General features: G+C 69.6%; 14 protein-coding genes. 4 read left to right on the top strand and 10 right to left on the bottom strand.

The features are described from left to right. Window positions 1-60: 60 nt before the first annotated feature. Window positions 61-228, top strand: a complete 168-nt coding sequence (locus EOW66_RS20430) for a hypothetical protein (protein WP_164881132.1) — start codon at window positions 61-63, stop codon at window positions 226-228. A gap of 27 nt (window positions 229-255) precedes the next feature. On the opposite strand, the gene EOW66_RS14615 is transcribed toward EOW66_RS20430, so the two are convergent. The 3 genes from EOW66_RS14615 to EOW66_RS14605 all read right to left on the bottom strand — a co-directional run bounded on the left by EOW66_RS14615 (window position 256) and on the right by EOW66_RS14605 (window position 2,338). After that, complete coding sequence (locus EOW66_RS14615) at window positions 256-855, bottom strand: HNH endonuclease (RefSeq protein WP_113899072.1); 600 nt, start codon at window positions 853-855, stop codon at window positions 256-258. A 191-nt stretch (window positions 856-1,046) separates the two neighbouring features. Then, complete coding sequence (locus tag EOW66_RS14610; protein WP_128157036.1) at window positions 1,047-1,709, bottom strand: alpha/beta hydrolase; 663 nt, start codon at window positions 1,707-1,709, stop codon at window positions 1,047-1,049. Beyond that, window positions 1,706-2,338, bottom strand: coding sequence for a DNA-3-methyladenine glycosylase family protein (locus EOW66_RS14605; protein ID WP_128157035.1), 633 nt, complete (start codon window positions 2,336-2,338; stop codon window positions 1,706-1,708). The genes EOW66_RS14610 and EOW66_RS14605 overlap by 4 nt, the downstream gene beginning before the upstream one ends. A 65-nt stretch (window positions 2,339-2,403) precedes the next feature. On the opposite strand from EOW66_RS14605, the gene EOW66_RS14600 reads away from it, so the two are divergent. Further along, window positions 2,404-3,636, top strand: coding sequence for an MFS transporter (locus EOW66_RS14600; RefSeq protein WP_128157034.1), 1,233 nt, complete (start codon window positions 2,404-2,406; stop codon window positions 3,634-3,636). A 133-nt stretch (window positions 3,637-3,769) separates the two neighbouring features. Here the strand turns inward: EOW66_RS14600 and pgi are convergent, their stop codons facing one another. The 7 genes from pgi to EOW66_RS14565 all read right to left on the bottom strand — a co-directional run bounded on the left by pgi (window position 3,770) and on the right by EOW66_RS14565 (window position 10,592). Then, window positions 3,770-5,380, bottom strand: coding sequence for a glucose-6-phosphate isomerase (gene pgi / locus EOW66_RS14595; protein WP_128157033.1), 1,611 nt, complete (start codon window positions 5,378-5,380; stop codon window positions 3,770-3,772). Further along, entirely contained in the window at window positions 5,380-6,051 is a 672-nt protein-coding gene (gene pgl / locus EOW66_RS14590; protein WP_128157032.1) for a 6-phosphogluconolactonase, read from the bottom strand. Before pgl ends, pgi begins: the two co-directional genes overlap by 1 nt. Continuing rightward, window positions 6,048-7,514 (bottom strand): glucose-6-phosphate dehydrogenase, encoded by a 1,467-nt coding sequence (gene zwf / locus EOW66_RS14585; RefSeq protein WP_128157031.1) that lies wholly within the window; start codon window positions 7,512-7,514, stop codon window positions 6,048-6,050. Before zwf ends, pgl begins: the two co-directional genes overlap by 4 nt. 79 nt (window positions 7,515-7,593) lie before the next feature. Beyond that, window positions 7,594-8,112, bottom strand: coding sequence for a DUF2478 domain-containing protein (locus EOW66_RS14580; protein ID WP_128157030.1), 519 nt, complete (start codon window positions 8,110-8,112; stop codon window positions 7,594-7,596). Continuing rightward, window positions 8,112-8,654, bottom strand: a complete 543-nt coding sequence (locus EOW66_RS14575; RefSeq protein WP_113899065.1) for an RSP_2648 family PIN domain-containing protein — start codon at window positions 8,652-8,654, stop codon at window positions 8,112-8,114. The genes EOW66_RS14580 and EOW66_RS14575 overlap by 1 nt, the downstream gene beginning before the upstream one ends. Next, on the bottom strand, window positions 8,654-9,862 hold the full coding sequence (locus EOW66_RS14570; RefSeq protein ID WP_128157029.1) for an RSP_2647 family RNA methyltransferase: 1,209 nt from the start codon (window positions 9,860-9,862) through the stop codon (window positions 8,654-8,656). Before EOW66_RS14570 ends, EOW66_RS14575 begins: the two co-directional genes overlap by 1 nt. 70 nt (window positions 9,863-9,932) lie before the next feature. Then, window positions 9,933-10,592 (bottom strand): DUF6778 family protein, encoded by a 660-nt coding sequence (locus tag EOW66_RS14565; RefSeq protein ID WP_128157028.1) that lies wholly within the window; start codon window positions 10,590-10,592, stop codon window positions 9,933-9,935. A 219-nt stretch (window positions 10,593-10,811) separates the two neighbouring features. Here EOW66_RS14565 and edd point away from each other — a divergent pair, with 219 nt between their 5' ends. Together edd and eda are read left to right on the top strand one after the other, a co-directional pair. Continuing rightward, window positions 10,812-12,629: a phosphogluconate dehydratase gene (gene edd, locus EOW66_RS14560; protein ID WP_128157027.1), complete on the top strand. Its 1,818-nt coding sequence runs from the start codon at window positions 10,812-10,814 to the stop codon at window positions 12,627-12,629. A 119-nt stretch (window positions 12,630-12,748) separates the two neighbouring features. After that, entirely contained in the window at window positions 12,749-13,390 is a 642-nt protein-coding gene (gene eda, locus EOW66_RS14555; protein ID WP_128157026.1) for a bifunctional 4-hydroxy-2-oxoglutarate aldolase/2-dehydro-3-deoxy-phosphogluconate aldolase, read from the top strand.

The raw sequence follows: 13,390 nt of genomic DNA, 5'->3' as shown, positions 1-13,390 counted from the left end.
TGCACAGGGGGCTTTTCCTTTGCGCCGCGGATGCCCATAGTATGGATCAGGAGGCCCGCGATGGAACCGATACCCCTGCCCCATTTCCTGCTGCTGATCTGTGCGGTGATCCTGGCCGCCGGGGTGACGCTGTGGATGGCCGCGAAAGCGGGGGTGCCGCTTGCGGCTCTGGCGATCGCGCTGCTGTGCGCGGCGGCGCTGATGCGGCTGATTGCCAGGGTCGAATAACCCGGCCCCGGGCCGGGCCCTGCCGCCTCATTCGTCGAGCTCGGCGTCCCAGTAGAGAAAGTCGATCCAGCTTTCGTGCAGATGCCCCGGCGGGAAGCGCCGCCCGGCCTCATGCATCTCGCCCGGCGTTGGCGCCTTCGGCGCCTGCTTCAGCCGCAGCCCCGAGGCGCGCAGCGACTTGTTGGCCTTCTTCAGGTTGCACGGCGCACAGGCGGCGACGACATTCTCCCAGCTTGTCACCCCGCCCTTCGAGCGCGGCACGACATGGTCGAAGGTCAGATCCCCCTTCGAGCCGCAATACTGGCAGCAAAAACCGTCCCGCAGAAAAAGATTGAAGCGCGTGAAAGCCACGCGCTTCTGAGGACGGACGAATTCTTTCAGCACGACCACCGAGGGGATGCGTATCGCCTCTCTTTGCGAGCGCACCACCTCCTCGTATTCGGCGAGGATCGAAACCCGGTCGAGGCAGACCGCCTTGATCGTCTCCTGCCAGGGCCAGAGCGAGAGCGGGTAGTAACTGAGCGGCCGGAAATCGGCATTCAGCACCAGCGCCGGATAATGGCGCAGCGCCGATGGCTCACGCACGAATTGCGTTCGAAACTCCGACCTGTCGCCATGGTCCAGCATATGCACCCCACTTCCGCCCTGTCGCCGATCCGGCACCGGGGCGGGGAGCCCGCCCCTGCCATGTCTCAACTATATATGGCGTTCCGCGTCTGGCAAGCATCGCGATCTGCGACCTCGCCGCCATGCAGCATGGATCGCATGGCGGCACGACAGGGATATGACAGCTGCCCGTTTTCCGGGCAAGGCGCGGATCAGCCAGGCAGATACTGCTTCAGGAAGGCCAGCGCCACGCTCAGCCCGTCGGGCGAAATGCCGTGCCCCGTGCCCTTCATCACATGGCCGTAGGTCTCGAATCCGGCCGCCACCAGCGCGTCGCCCGCCACGCTCATCTCCTCGAACGGCACCATCGGATCGGCGTCGCCATGCAGCAGCAGCACCGGCGGCCTAGACACCGTCTCCGCCGCCAGCGCCTCGGGCCGCAGCAGCCGCCCCGAGAAGGCAACGACACAGGCCACCGGCTCGGCCCGCCGCGGCGCCACCTCGAGCGACATCATCGTGCCCTGCGAGAAGCCCACAAGCGCGAGCTGCGACGGGCTCAGCCCCTCGGCGGCAAGCAGCCCGTCAAGGAAGGCGTTCAGGTCCCCGGCCGCGCGCGCCAGCCCCTCGGCAGCCTCGGCCTCGGACGAGCCGTCAAGCCGCGGGATCGGGAACCACTGCCGGCCGAACGGATTGCCGGCGCAGGGCTCGGGCGCGTCGGGGGCGATGAAAAGCGTGTCGGGCAGGTGCGGGGCAAGCGGCTCGGCGAGGCCCAGCAGATCCGCCCCGTCCGCACCATAGCCGTGCAGGAACACGACGAGCGATTTCACCTCGCCCGACTGCGGCGCCACGCGCCCCGATTTCAGCTCGCGCGTCATGGCGCCACTCCCTCTCGTTGTTTCATCGCCGCATACCACGCCCAAAGGCCGCGCGCCGCAACCGCCCGCCAGGGCGACCAGGCGGCGGCAAGGTCGTTGAAGACGCGCCGCTTCGGCCGCTCGGGCAGATCGAAGAGCAGCCGCGCCGCCTCGGCCAGCGCCAGATCGTCGACGGCGAAGACATCGGCGCGGCCAAGCGCGAAGATCAGATACATCTCGACGGTCCAGCGCCCGATGCCCGGAAGCGGCAGCAGCGTCGCGATCACCTCCTCGTCGGGAAGCCCGCGCAGCGCGGCGAAGTCGATGCCCGAGCCCGCCAGCGCCTGCAGATAGCGCACCTTCTGCCGCGAGAGCCCACAGCCGCGCAGAGCCTCTTCCGAGGCCGAGGCCAGCGCCGCCTCGGCGCCGAACCCTGCGGCCAGAACCTTGCCCCGGATCGCATTCGCCGCCGCGACCGAGACCTGCTGGCCGATGATCGCGTCGCGCAGCGCCTCGAAGCCGTCGGCACGGCGGCGCAGCGGCCAGGGGCCGGTGGTGTCGAGCGCGCGCGCGAAGGCCGGCTCGCGCGCGGCAAGCCAGGCCGCGCCCTCGGCCACATCGTCTTCGGTGGTGATGATCCGTCCAACCATGGCGCCCACCCTGCCCGATTGTCGCGGCGCTTGCCAGCCCCTGCGCGGAAGGCTAGGCCTTGGCCATGACCGATCTCGCCTCTCCCCCCGCCGGCCCCGACGCGCGCGAAAAGCGCAACGTCGCCGTCCTCGTGCTCGCCCAGGCCCTCCTTGGCGCGCAGATGTCGATGATCTTCACCGTGGGCGGGCTGGCCGGCCAGTCGCTGGCGCCGAACCCGTGTTTCTCCACCCTGCCGCTCTCGATGATCGTGCTCGGCTCGGTGCTCTCGGCACAACCGATGTCGGAATTCATGGCGGCAAAGGGGCGGCGCGCGGGCTTCATCCTGTCAACGCTCGCGGGCGGGATCGGCGCGGCGATCGCGGCCTATGCGCTTTACATCGGGTCCTTCGCCCTCTTCATGGCGGGCTCGATGCTGACCGGCGTCTACATGTCGGCGCAGGGCTTCTATCGCTTTGCCGCGACCGATGGCGCCAGCCCCGAGTTCCAGCCGAAGGCGATTTCCTACGTGATGGCGGGCGGGCTTGCCGCCGCGATCATCGGCCCGCAGCTGGTGAAATTCACCGCCCAGGCGATGGTCGTGCCGTTCATGGCGACCTATCTCGCGATCATCGGCATCAACCTGCTGGGGCCGCTCCTCTTCGCCTTCCTCGACATCCCGGCCCCCGGGCGGCGGGCGAAGGGCGTCGCCCATCCCGGCCGCAGCCGGCGCGAGCTTCTGAAGGACCCGGTGATCGCGGTGGCGATGATCTGCGGCATGGTCAGCTATGCGCTGATGAACCTCGTGATGACCTCGACCCCGCTCGCCGTGGTGGGCTGCGGCTTCGAGGCGGGGGATGCCGCCAATATCGTCTCGGCGCATGTGCTGGCGATGTATATCCCCTCGTTCTTCACCGGCCATCTGATCGCGCGCTTCGGCAAGGAGGTGATCGTCGGCATCGGCCTGGTGATCCTGGCCGCCTCGGGCGCGGTGGCGATGAGCGGGGTCGAGATCGAGAAATTCTTCCTGGCGCTGATGCTGCTGGGGCTGGGCTGGAACTTCGGCTTCATCGGCTCGACCGCGATGCTCGCCTCGGCACACACCGCCGACGAGCGTGGCCATGTGCAGGGGATGAACGATTTCGTCGTCTTCGGCGGCGTGTTCCTCGCCTCGCTCAGCTCGGGCAGCCTGATGAACTGTGCCTCGGCGGGCGATCCGCAGGCGGGCTGGCAGGCGGTGAACCTGGCGATGCTGCCCTTCCTGACGCTCGCCGGCGCGGCGCTGATCTGGCTGGTGCTGCGACCGAGGGAAACGCGATAGAAGCAGAACCGGGGGCTTTGCGCCCCCGGACCCCCGCAGAGTATTTTCTCCAAGAAAAAACGAGATGATTTTTCCTGGCCGAAATACTCCGGGGGGAGTCCGAAGGACGGGGGGCAGCGCCCCCCTGCCCGGCTCAGGCCTCGCGCAGGGCGCGGATGCGGGCGGCGAGCGCGCGGGTCGAGCCGTCCTTGCCGGCGCCGTCGCTTTCGCCCGAAAGCACCGGGGCGAGCGCCAGCGCCAGCTCCTTGCCGAGTTCCACCCCCCATTGGTCGAAGCTGTTGATGCCGAGGATCACCCCCTCGACGAAGACCCGGTGTTCATAAAGCGCGATGATGCCGCCGAGGGTGAAGGGGGTCAGCTTGTTGAACAGCAGCGTCGTCGAGGGGCGGTTGCCCGGAAACACGCGGTGGCGCGCCTGACGTTCGAGCTCGGCGCCGGTCAGCCCCTTCTTGCGCAGGATCTCGGTCGCCTCGGCGAGCGAGCGGCCGCGCAAAAGTGCCTCGGATTGCGCGAGGCAATTCGCGACGAGCAGCAGGTGCTGATGCTCGAGATCGGGCTCGCGCCCGGTTGCGGCCACCAGGAATTCGCAAGGGATCACCCGCGTGCCCTGGTGGATGAGCTGGTAGAAGGCGTGCTGGCCGTTGGTGCCGGGCTCGCCCCAGACCACCGGGCCCGAATTGTAGGGCAGATCCGCCCCGTCCATGCTGACACGCTTGCCGTTCGATTCCATCTCGAGCTGCTGGAGATAGGCGGGCAGCCGGGCCAGGCGCTGCTCATAGGGCAGCACGGCGCGGGTGGCATGGCCCTGCACCTGATTGTGCCAGATGCCCACGAGGGCGAGCAGCACCGGCAGGTTTTCCGCAAGGGGCGCCTCGCGGAAGTGGCGGTCCATCGCCGCGGCGCCGGCGTGGAACTCGGCGAAATGCCCCGGGCCCACCGCCAGCATCAGGCTGAGCCCGATCGGCGACCAGACCGAATAGCGCCCGCCCACCCAGTCCTCGAAACCGAAGACGCGCGACGGGTCGATGCCGAAGGCCGCGGTGCGGTCGACGGCCGACGAGATCGCGGCGAATTGCGCGGCGGGGGTGGCAACCTTGGCCGCCATCCATTTCCGCGCGGTTTCGGCGTTGGTCATCGTCTCGATCGTGGTGAAGGTCTTCGAGGCGACGATCACAAGCGTCGTTTCCGGGTTCAGGCCCGCGAGCGTGTCATGGATATGCGCGCCATCGACGTTCGAGACGAAATGGCAGCGCGGCCCGTCGGCGAAGGAGGACAGCGCCAGCGTCGCCATCGCCGGGCCGAGGTCGGAGCCGCCGATGCCGATGTTGACGACATCGGTGATCGCGCCGCCCTGGCCGGTGAAGCGGCCCGTGCGCACCGCCTCGGCGAAGGCCTGCATCCGGCCGAGCGTGGCGCGCACCTCGGGCATCACGTCGCGCCCGTCGACACTGACCTCGGCCGCCATGTTGCGCCAGACGGTGTGCAGGACGGCGCGATTCTCCGTCTCGTTGATCTTCGCACCGGCGAACATCGCCGCGCGTTTTTCCGCAACGCCACAGCGCTCGGCCAGCGCAACCAGCAGGTCGCGCGCGGTTTCGTCGATGGAGGTCTTGGAGTAATCGAACAGGAACTCGCCAAATTCCGCGCTGAACTCGGCAGCGCGCTTGTCATTTTCGAACAATTCCCGGATCTGCCGGTCTTTCGTCGCGGCAGCGTGGGAGAGCAGGTCGTCGAAGCGGTTCATCATGGGGCCCAATGGATGGTGGCGGTGTTCAGAACGATGCGGGCCGGGGCCTCGGCCTCGGGCAGCTGTGCCGCGCGGTCGAGGGCGGCACGCTTCTCGTCGCCGGTGATGAGAATGTGGCAGTGCATCGCGCTGCGCAAGGCCGGGGCGGTGAGGGTGATGCGCGGCTCGCCCGCCGCCTCGGCGCACAAGGCCATCAGCACCGGCGCGTCGGGGGCAAGCGCCTCGGCCAGCCGATCGGCGCCGGGAAAGAGCGAGGCGGTGTGCATATCCGCCCCCATGCCGAGCAGCAGCACGGTGATCGGCAGCACCGCGGCGACGCCCGCGGCAAGCTCGTCAAGCCGGTCCTCGGGGCGGGGCGCGGGGGCGTAAAGCGGCACCAGCTGCGCCGCGGCCGCGCGGTCGCGCAGCAGCCGCTCGCGCAGCAGCCGGGTGTTCGAGCGCGGGCTGTCCTCGGGCACCCAGCGTTCGTCATTGAGCAGCACCGAGATGTTTTCCCAGTCAAGCGCCACGCCCGAGAGGATGTCGAAGACCGGCCCCGGCGTGGTGCCGCCCGGCACGCTCAGCACCGCCCGCCCCTCGCGCGCGAGGGTTTCGCGCAGCTGCGAGGCGATGGTGTCGGCCAGCGCCACCATCAGCATCTCGCGGTCGGGATAGGCGACGAGGGTCATTCGCGGATCTCGCGCCAGCGCCGGCCGTCGCGGTGCATCAGCATCAGCGCGTCCTCGGGCCCGGAGGAGCCCGAATCATAGGGCTGCGGCCGGTCCCCCCGCGCCTCCCAGCCGGCGATGATCGGGTCGGTCCAGGCCCAGGCCGCCTCGACCTCATCGCCGCGCATGAAGAGCGTCTGGTTGCCGCGGATCACGTCCATGATGAGGCGTTCATAGGCGTCGGGGATGTCGGCCCCCTCCTCGCCCAGCGCCTCGGCGAAGGACATGTCGAGCGGCACCTGCACGAGGCGCATGCCGCCCGGGCCCGGCTCCTTGATCATCACCTTGAGGTTCATCCCCTCGTTCGGCTGCAGCCGGATCACCAGCACGTTCTCGCGCCAGCTGTCATCCGCCTCGTCGAAGATCGAATGCGGCGGTTGCTTGAAGGTGATCGCGATCTCCGAGGTGCGCGCGCGCAGCCGCTTGCCGGTGCGCAGATAGAAGGGCGTGCCCTGCCAGCGCCAGTTCGCGATCTGCACCTTCAGCGCGATATAGCTTTCCGAACGGCTGTCGGGGTTCTCGACATCCTCGACATAGCCGCGCCGCGCGGCATCGCCCTTCACCGGCAGGTACTGGCCGCGCACGATGTCGGATTGCGCCGCGGGCTGCAGCGCGCGGATCACCTTCAGCTTCTCGTCGCGCACCGCGTCGGGGTCGAAGTGATAGGGCGGCTCCATCGCGATCAGGCACAGAAGCTGCATCATGTGGTTCTGCACCATGTCGCGCATCGCGCCCGAGCGGTCATAGTAGCCGCCACGCCCGCCCACGCCCACGGTCTCGGCCACGGTGATCTGCACATGGTCGACATACTGGCTGTTCCACAGCGGCTCGAACAGGATGTTGGCGAAGCGCACCGCCATCAGGTTCTGCACCGTCTCCTTCCCGAGGTAATGGTCGATGCGGTAGATCTGATGCTCGTCGAAATGCGCGGCCAGCGTGGCATTCAGCGCCTGCGCCGAGGCGAGGTCGCGGCCGAAGGGCTTTTCCACCACGATGCGCGAATCGTCGGTGGTGATGCCGTGGCCGTGCAGCCGCTCGGCCAGATCGCCGAACAGCGCCGGCGCCACCGAGAAATAGAAGGCGTTCACCACGCCGGGCCGGATCATCGCCTTCAGCTCCTGCCAGCCGCTGGTGCCGGTGGCGTCGACCGGAACGTAATCGACGCAATTCAGGAAGGCCTCGATCTGCTCCGGATCGCGCTTCGCCGCGCCGACATGTTCGGCGATCGCAGCCCGGGTGAGGGCGCGGAAGCCCTCGGCATCGAGCTCGGTGCGGGCGGCGCCGATGATCCGCGCCTCGGGCGGGATCTGCCCGGCATAGAAGCGCCGGTAGAGCGCCGGCAGGATCTTGCGGGTGGACAGGTCGCCGGTGGCCCCAAAAACCACCACGTCGAACGGGTCCACCGGGATGACGCGCGAAACCATGAACCTCTCCGATGTTAGCGCTAACTGTCCGCGTTCTAGCGACGCGTTGCGCAACAGTCTAGTCCCCCGGATGCCGAGGTCAAAGCGGTTTGAAAGATCCGTCGCAGAGCTGCGCCAGAAAGTCGCCGAGCGCCTGCGGCTCGGGGGCCAGTTCGGTCGCGAGATCGCCGGCGAAGTCGAGGAAGGCCGTGCGCGTCGCCGGCGGCACCGAAATCAGCACCGGATGCCCGGCCTCGAGCGCGGCAGCGATCAGCGCGCGGCTGCCGTGGCCCTCGCTTTCCTGCTTGCCGAACTTGTTCAGGATCAGCGGCGCGCCGGGAGCCGCCGCCGCAAGCGCCGCCGCGGTGGTCATCACCGCCGCCTCGAGCGCGCCGGCATCGAGCGTGCAGGCATCGGCGCCCGCGCCCAGCGATTGCGAGATCGGCGCGACCTCTCCCGAGGGGTAAAGCCGCAACGCCATCTCGCAGGCGCGCGCGGCCGGCAGCTCGGCGCGGACCATGGCGACGACGGGGCGCCCTGCGGCCTCAAGACCCGCGGCGAAATCGGCCAGCAGCCGGTCCGCCTCGCCCTTCTCGGCAATCGTCACGAAGCCCAGCATCACGCCTCCAGCACCTTGCCCAACCGCGGCAGCTTGGCGCGCTTGAGCAGCGGCCGCAATGGCTGCGGCACGCCCGAGAGCCGCTCGGCCTCGGCCCGCACCGCCTCGACCACCTCGGCGACGGGCGCGGGGCTGTCCGACCACAGCGCCCAGAGGAAGCCGTCCGGGTCGCGCCGCTCGATCCCTTCGGCGGCCAGCGTCGCGCGCGGAAAATCGACGGCGTTGAAGGTCACGATGGCATCGGCCGAGCCCGCGATCGCGGCGGCCAGCACATGCACGTCATTCGGATCGGGCAGCACGAGCCGCGCCTCGAGCCCGGGTTTCGGCGCCACCTCGGCGCGCGGGAAGGCCGCGCGCAGCGCCGCCACCTCGCCGCGCGCGATCGCCTCGTCTGCCGGGCCCAGCCGGGCGGCGGCGCGCGCCCACTCTTCCAGGATGCGCGCCGACCACAACGGCGTGTAGAGCCCGCGCCGCGCCACGCCGATCAGGATCTCGCGCAGCACGGTCGGGTAAAGCACGCAGGCGTCGAGCAGCACCTTCATCAGTCGAGCCGGAAGAACAGCGCCTTCAGATAGCCCGATTCGGCCAGCTGCGGCAGCATCGGGTGATCGGGGCCGGCATAGCCCGTGTGCAGAAGCTGCGGCCGCCGCCCGCCCCGCCCGATGCCGCGGCTCGACGCAGCACGGAACTGATCGAGATCGGCCGCGTGCGAGCAGGAGCACAGCGTCAGGAAGCCCCCCGGCGCGACCAGCGGCGCCGCGAGACGCGCCACCCGCTCATAGGCGCGCAGCCCCGCCTGCAGCGCGGGCTTTGCCGGAGCGAAGGCGGGCGGGTCACAGATCACCAGATCGAACTGCGCGCCCTCGGCGGCCAGCGCCTCGAGCGTGGCGAAGGCATCGCCCTGCCGCGTTGCGAACTGCGCACCCTGCCCCATCGCCTCGGCGCCGCGCGTGGCAAGCCCGAGCGCCGCGGCCGAGGCATCGACCGCCAGCGCCGAGGTGGCGCCGCCCGCAAGACAGGCAAGCGCAAAGCCGCCCACATGCGAGAACACGTCGAGCACCCGCGCCCCCTTTGCCAGCCGCGCGGCAAAGGCATGGTTCGGGCGCTGGTCGAAGAACAGCCCGGTCTTCTGCCCGCCCAGCACGTCGGCCATGTAGATCGCGCCGTTCATCGGCACCTCGATCGGGCCCGCGATGGCGCCCTTCAGCACCACCGTCTCCTCGTTCAGCCCCTCGAGGCTGCGTGACCGGCCCGAGCCGTTCTTGACGATGGTGGTGACGCCGGTGACCTCGGTCAGCGCGGCAGCGATATCCTCGATCATCGCCTCCGACCAGGTGGCGTTCGGCTGCACCACCGCGACATCGCCGAAGCGGTCGATGATGACCCCGGGCAGCCCGTCCGACTCGGCATGGACAAGGCGATAGAAGGGGGCATCGAAGAGCCGCGCGCGCAGCTCGAGTGCACGCGCGATCCGCGCCGCGATCCAGGCTCGGTCGATCACCGCCTCGGCGTTGCGGTCGAGCACCCGGCCGATGATCTTCGAGTTCGGATTGACGGTAACGGTGGCCAGCGGCCGGCGCTCGGCATCCTCGAGGGTCGCGATGGTGCCCGGGGTCAGCGCCTGCGTGCGCCGGTCGGTGACCAGCTCATCGGCATAGACCCAGGGGAAGCCGTGGCGGATCGCACGCGCCTCGGCCTTGGGGCGCAGCCGCACCACGGGACGCGGTTGCGGAAGATCAGTATCGGACATGGGGAAGGCCTCGCATGAAAAAAGGGGCGTTGCCGCCCCCTCTAGCGCGCCGCGGCCCGCGAGGAAAGCCTCACTGCCCGAGGCCGAGCAGCGAGATGCGGTCCCCGGCCACGGCGGCAGGCACGCCGGGCTTCGCCAGTTCGGCGCGCAGCAGGTCGTCGAGGAACTGCGTGACCACCACCTTTTCGGTCAGCCCGCGCGCCTCTTCGTCGATCGCCTTCTGCCCGCCCGAGGCCGGATGCCCGGCCTTGACCACCCGCGGCCCGTCGATCAGCGCGCCGGTCTGCGCGTCGCGCACGGTGAGCGAGAACTTCACCCCGTAGCTGCCGCCGACGCTGTAGCGGGTCTTCTCGGTCAGGGCATGGAAGCGCAGCACCTCGATGTCGACGCTGACCGGCCGGCCCGCATGCATCTGCGCCGTGGCGCGGCCCGCCGCTTCGGTGAAGATCGCCGTGACCTGGGCATAGCGGTCGCCGCGCGCATCGCCGCGCCAGACGAGATCGGCGATCGGGTAATAGAGGTTCGCCTCGGACACATGGAGCGTGCGCGGCACCGTGACCCGCACATCCCGCACGTCATAGCGCGGCTGCGTCATCGCGGGGGCGCCGCTCACCACGATCTCGTCAAGTGCCGTGACCTCGGTCGCGGCCCGCGTCGCCGGCGTGACCTGGGCGCAGGCGGCCAGCAGCGTCAGCCCGGCGAGGACAGCGGGAAAGCGCAGCGTTTTCATGCCCGATACTCCGTCAGCTTTGTTTCAGCTGCTGAAACTCGCTGCGGATTGTGGCAGGATGTGGCTTATTGTCGTGTATTTTGAAGGAATGCCGCTTGCGGCCACGGGAACCGACGCCAAAATTGAAACATTCCAGACGAGTTGATTTGTTAGCGCTAACGGTATAGAGCAGAGGCGCTGTCGCCGAAACCGCGCTCGCCCATCCGAACGGAAGACACCATGACCCAGACCAGCCCGCCGCTGAACGCCACCATCGCCCGAGTGACCGACCGGGTGCGTGCGCGATCGAAAGGGCTGCGGGACGACTACATGGCCCGGGTGCACGCAGCCGTCGCCGCAGGCCCCGCCCGCACGCATCTGAGCTGCGGCAACCAGGCCCATGCCTATGCCGCAAGCCCGCAGAAGACGCAGCTTGCCGAGGGCCGCGCGCCGAACATCGGCATCGTCACCGCCTATAATGACATGCTCTCGGCGCATCAGCCCTATGAAAGCTACCCCGGCCAGATCCGCGCGGCCCTTGCCGCCGTGGGCGCCACGGCGCAGGTCGCGGGCGGCGTGCCCGCGATGTGCGACGGCATCACCCAGGGCCAGCCGGGGATGGAGCTGAGCCTCTTTTCGCGCGACGTGATCGCCCTTGCCGCGGGCGTCGCACTCAGCCACAACTGCTTCGACGCGGCGCTTTATCTTGGCGTGTGCGACAAGATCGTGCCGGGCCTCGTCATCGCTGCCGCCACCTTCGGCCATGTCCCCGCGGTCTTCGTGCCGGCCGGGCCGATGACCTCGGGCCTGCCGAATGACGAAAAGGCGAAGATCCGCGCGCAATTCGCCGCGGGCGAGGTCGGGCGCGAGGCGCTGATGGCGGCCGAGATGGCCTCCTATCACGGGCCGGGCACCTGCACCTTCTACGGCACCGCGAACACCAACCAGATGCTGATGGAGGTGATGGGCCTGCATCTGCCGGGGGCGAGCTTCGTCAACCCCGGCACGCCGCTGCGCGACGCGCTCACCACCCAGGCCGCGCGCCGCGCCGCCGCGATCACCGCGCTCGGCAACGACTTCCGCCCGGTGGCCGAGGTGCTCGACGAACGCGCCTTCGTCAACGGCATCGTCGGGCTGATGGCGACGGGTGGCTCGACCAACCTGGTGCTGCACCTGCCGGCGATGGCACGCGCCGCGGGGATCGCGCTCGACCTCGCGGATTTCGACGAGATCTCCTCGGTGGTGCCGCTGATGGCCAAGGTCTATCCGAACGGGCTCGCCGACGTGAACCATTTCCACGCCGCGGGCGGGCTGCAGTTCCTGATCCGCGAGCTTCTGGGCGCGGGTCTGCTGCACCCCGACGTGAAGACGGTGGCGGGCGACGGGCTCGCCACCTATACCCGCGAGCCGAAGCTGCAGGGCGGCGGCGTCGACTGGGTCGAGGGGGCACGCGACAGCCTCAACGACCGCATCCTGCGCCCCGCCGCGACGCCGTTCCAGCCGCAGGGCGGGCTCAAGCAGCTTGCGGGCAACCTCGGCCGCGGAGTGATCAAGATCTCGGCCGTGGCGCCTGAGTATCACGTGATCGAGGCCCCGGCGCGCGTCTTTGCCGATCAGGAGGAGGTGAAGGCCGCCTTCAAGGCGGGCGAGTTCACCACCGACACCATCGTCGTCGTGCGCTTTCAGGGGCCGCAGGCGAATGGCATGCCCGAACTCCACTCGCTCACCCCGACGCTCTCGGTGCTGCAGGGCCGCGGCCTCAGGGTCGCGCTGGTCACCGACGGGCGGATGTCGGGCGCTTCGGGCAAGGTGCCGGCGGCGATCCATGTCAGCCCCGAGGCAGCCTGTGGCGGCCCGCTGGCGAAACTGCGCGACGGCGACCTCCTCCGCCTCGACGCGGTGGCGGGCACCCTCACCTGCCTTGCGCCCGACTTCGAGACCCGGCCGCCGGTGACGGCGGATCTGACGAAGAACGCCCACGGCCTCGGCCGCGAGCTCTTCGCCGCCTTCCGCCGCAACGTCGGCCCCGCCACTGAGGGCGCCGCCGTCGTGGTCTGAGTTTCTTGCCTCCGGCGGGAGTATTTTTCCAAGGAAATGCCGATTTTCCTGGCCCAAATACTCCCGCCGGAGGCATCCCGCCCCCGCCGCCCGCGCGCGGCCGCCGAAGGAGAGCGCCGATGACCCCTGCCGAACAATCTGCCGCCGCGCGCGGGATCTGCGCGCTTGCCCCGATCATCCCGGTGATCGTGGTGCAGCAGGTGGCCGATGCCGCCCCCCTCGCCCGCGCCCTCGTCGCGGGCGGATTGCCTGCGCTCGAGGTGACGCTGCGCACCCCCTGCGCGCTCGAGGCGATCCGGGCGATGGCCGATGTCGAGGGCGGCGTCGTTGGCGCGGGCACCCTGCTGACCCCCGCCGACGTCAGGGCGGCGAAGGCCGCGGGCGCGCGCTTCGGCGTCTCGCCCGGGCTGACCGAGCGGCTGGTGAAGGCCTGCGAGGACGAGGGCCTGCCGCTGCTGCCCGGCGCCGTCACCGCGTCGGAGGTGATGCGGGCGATGGAATGGGGCTATGACATGCTCAAGTTCTTCCCCGCCGGCACCTCGGGCGGGGCGGCGGCGATCCGGGCGCTTGGCGGGCCGCTGCCGCAGGTGAGCTTCTGCCCGACCGGCGGAGTCAGCCTTTCGAATGCGCCCGACTATCTTGCGCTGAAGAACGTCGCCTGCGCCGGCGGCAGCTGGGTCGCCCCCGACGCGAAGGTGCGGGCAGGGGACTGGGCCGGGATCGAGGCGCTCGCGCGCGAGGCGGCGGCCCTGCCGCGCTGA

Origin of the sequence: Paenirhodobacter huangdaonensis, from assembly GCF_004022465.1 — a bacterium.
In the GTDB taxonomy this organism is placed as follows: domain Bacteria; phylum Pseudomonadota; class Alphaproteobacteria; order Rhodobacterales; family Rhodobacteraceae; genus Rhodobacter; species Rhodobacter huangdaonensis.
Note: the sequence above shows the minus strand (reverse complement) of the source record. Positions and strands in the feature narration are given on the sequence as shown.

Coding starts and splice junctions, on each gene's coding strand:
- zwf (WP_128157031.1), bottom strand. CDS start 7,514: ATGGTTTCGCGCGTCATCCCGGTGGACCCGTTCGACGTGGTGGTTTTT.
- EOW66_RS14570 (WP_128157029.1), bottom strand. CDS start 9,862: ATGTCCGATACTGATCTTCCGCAACCGCGTCCCGTGGTGCGGCTGCGC.
- EOW66_RS14615 (WP_113899072.1), bottom strand. CDS start 855: ATGCTGGACCATGGCGACAGGTCGGAGTTTCGAACGCAATTCGTGCGT.
- eda (WP_128157026.1), top strand. CDS start 12,749: ATGACCCCTGCCGAACAATCTGCCGCCGCGCGCGGGATCTGCGCGCTT.
- EOW66_RS20430 (WP_164881132.1), top strand. CDS start 61: ATGGAACCGATACCCCTGCCCCATTTCCTGCTGCTGATCTGTGCGGTG.
- EOW66_RS14580 (WP_128157030.1), bottom strand. CDS start 8,112: ATGCTGGGCTTCGTGACGATTGCCGAGAAGGGCGAGGCGGACCGGCTG.
- EOW66_RS14565 (WP_128157028.1), bottom strand. CDS start 10,592: ATGAAAACGCTGCGCTTTCCCGCTGTCCTCGCCGGGCTGACGCTGCTG.
- pgl (WP_128157032.1), bottom strand. CDS start 6,051: ATGACCCTCGTCGCCTATCCCGACCGCGAGATGCTGATGGTGGCGCTG.
- EOW66_RS14605 (WP_128157035.1), bottom strand. CDS start 2,338: ATGGTTGGACGGATCATCACCACCGAAGACGATGTGGCCGAGGGCGCG.
- edd (WP_128157027.1), top strand. CDS start 10,812: ATGACCCAGACCAGCCCGCCGCTGAACGCCACCATCGCCCGAGTGACC.
- pgi (WP_128157033.1), bottom strand. CDS start 5,380: ATGAACCGCTTCGACGACCTGCTCTCCCACGCTGCCGCGACGAAAGAC.
- EOW66_RS14610 (WP_128157036.1), bottom strand. CDS start 1,709: ATGACGCGCGAGCTGAAATCGGGGCGCGTGGCGCCGCAGTCGGGCGAG.
- EOW66_RS14600 (WP_128157034.1), top strand. CDS start 2,404: ATGACCGATCTCGCCTCTCCCCCCGCCGGCCCCGACGCGCGCGAAAAG.
- EOW66_RS14575 (WP_113899065.1), bottom strand. CDS start 8,654: ATGAAGGTGCTGCTCGACGCCTGCGTGCTTTACCCGACCGTGCTGCGC.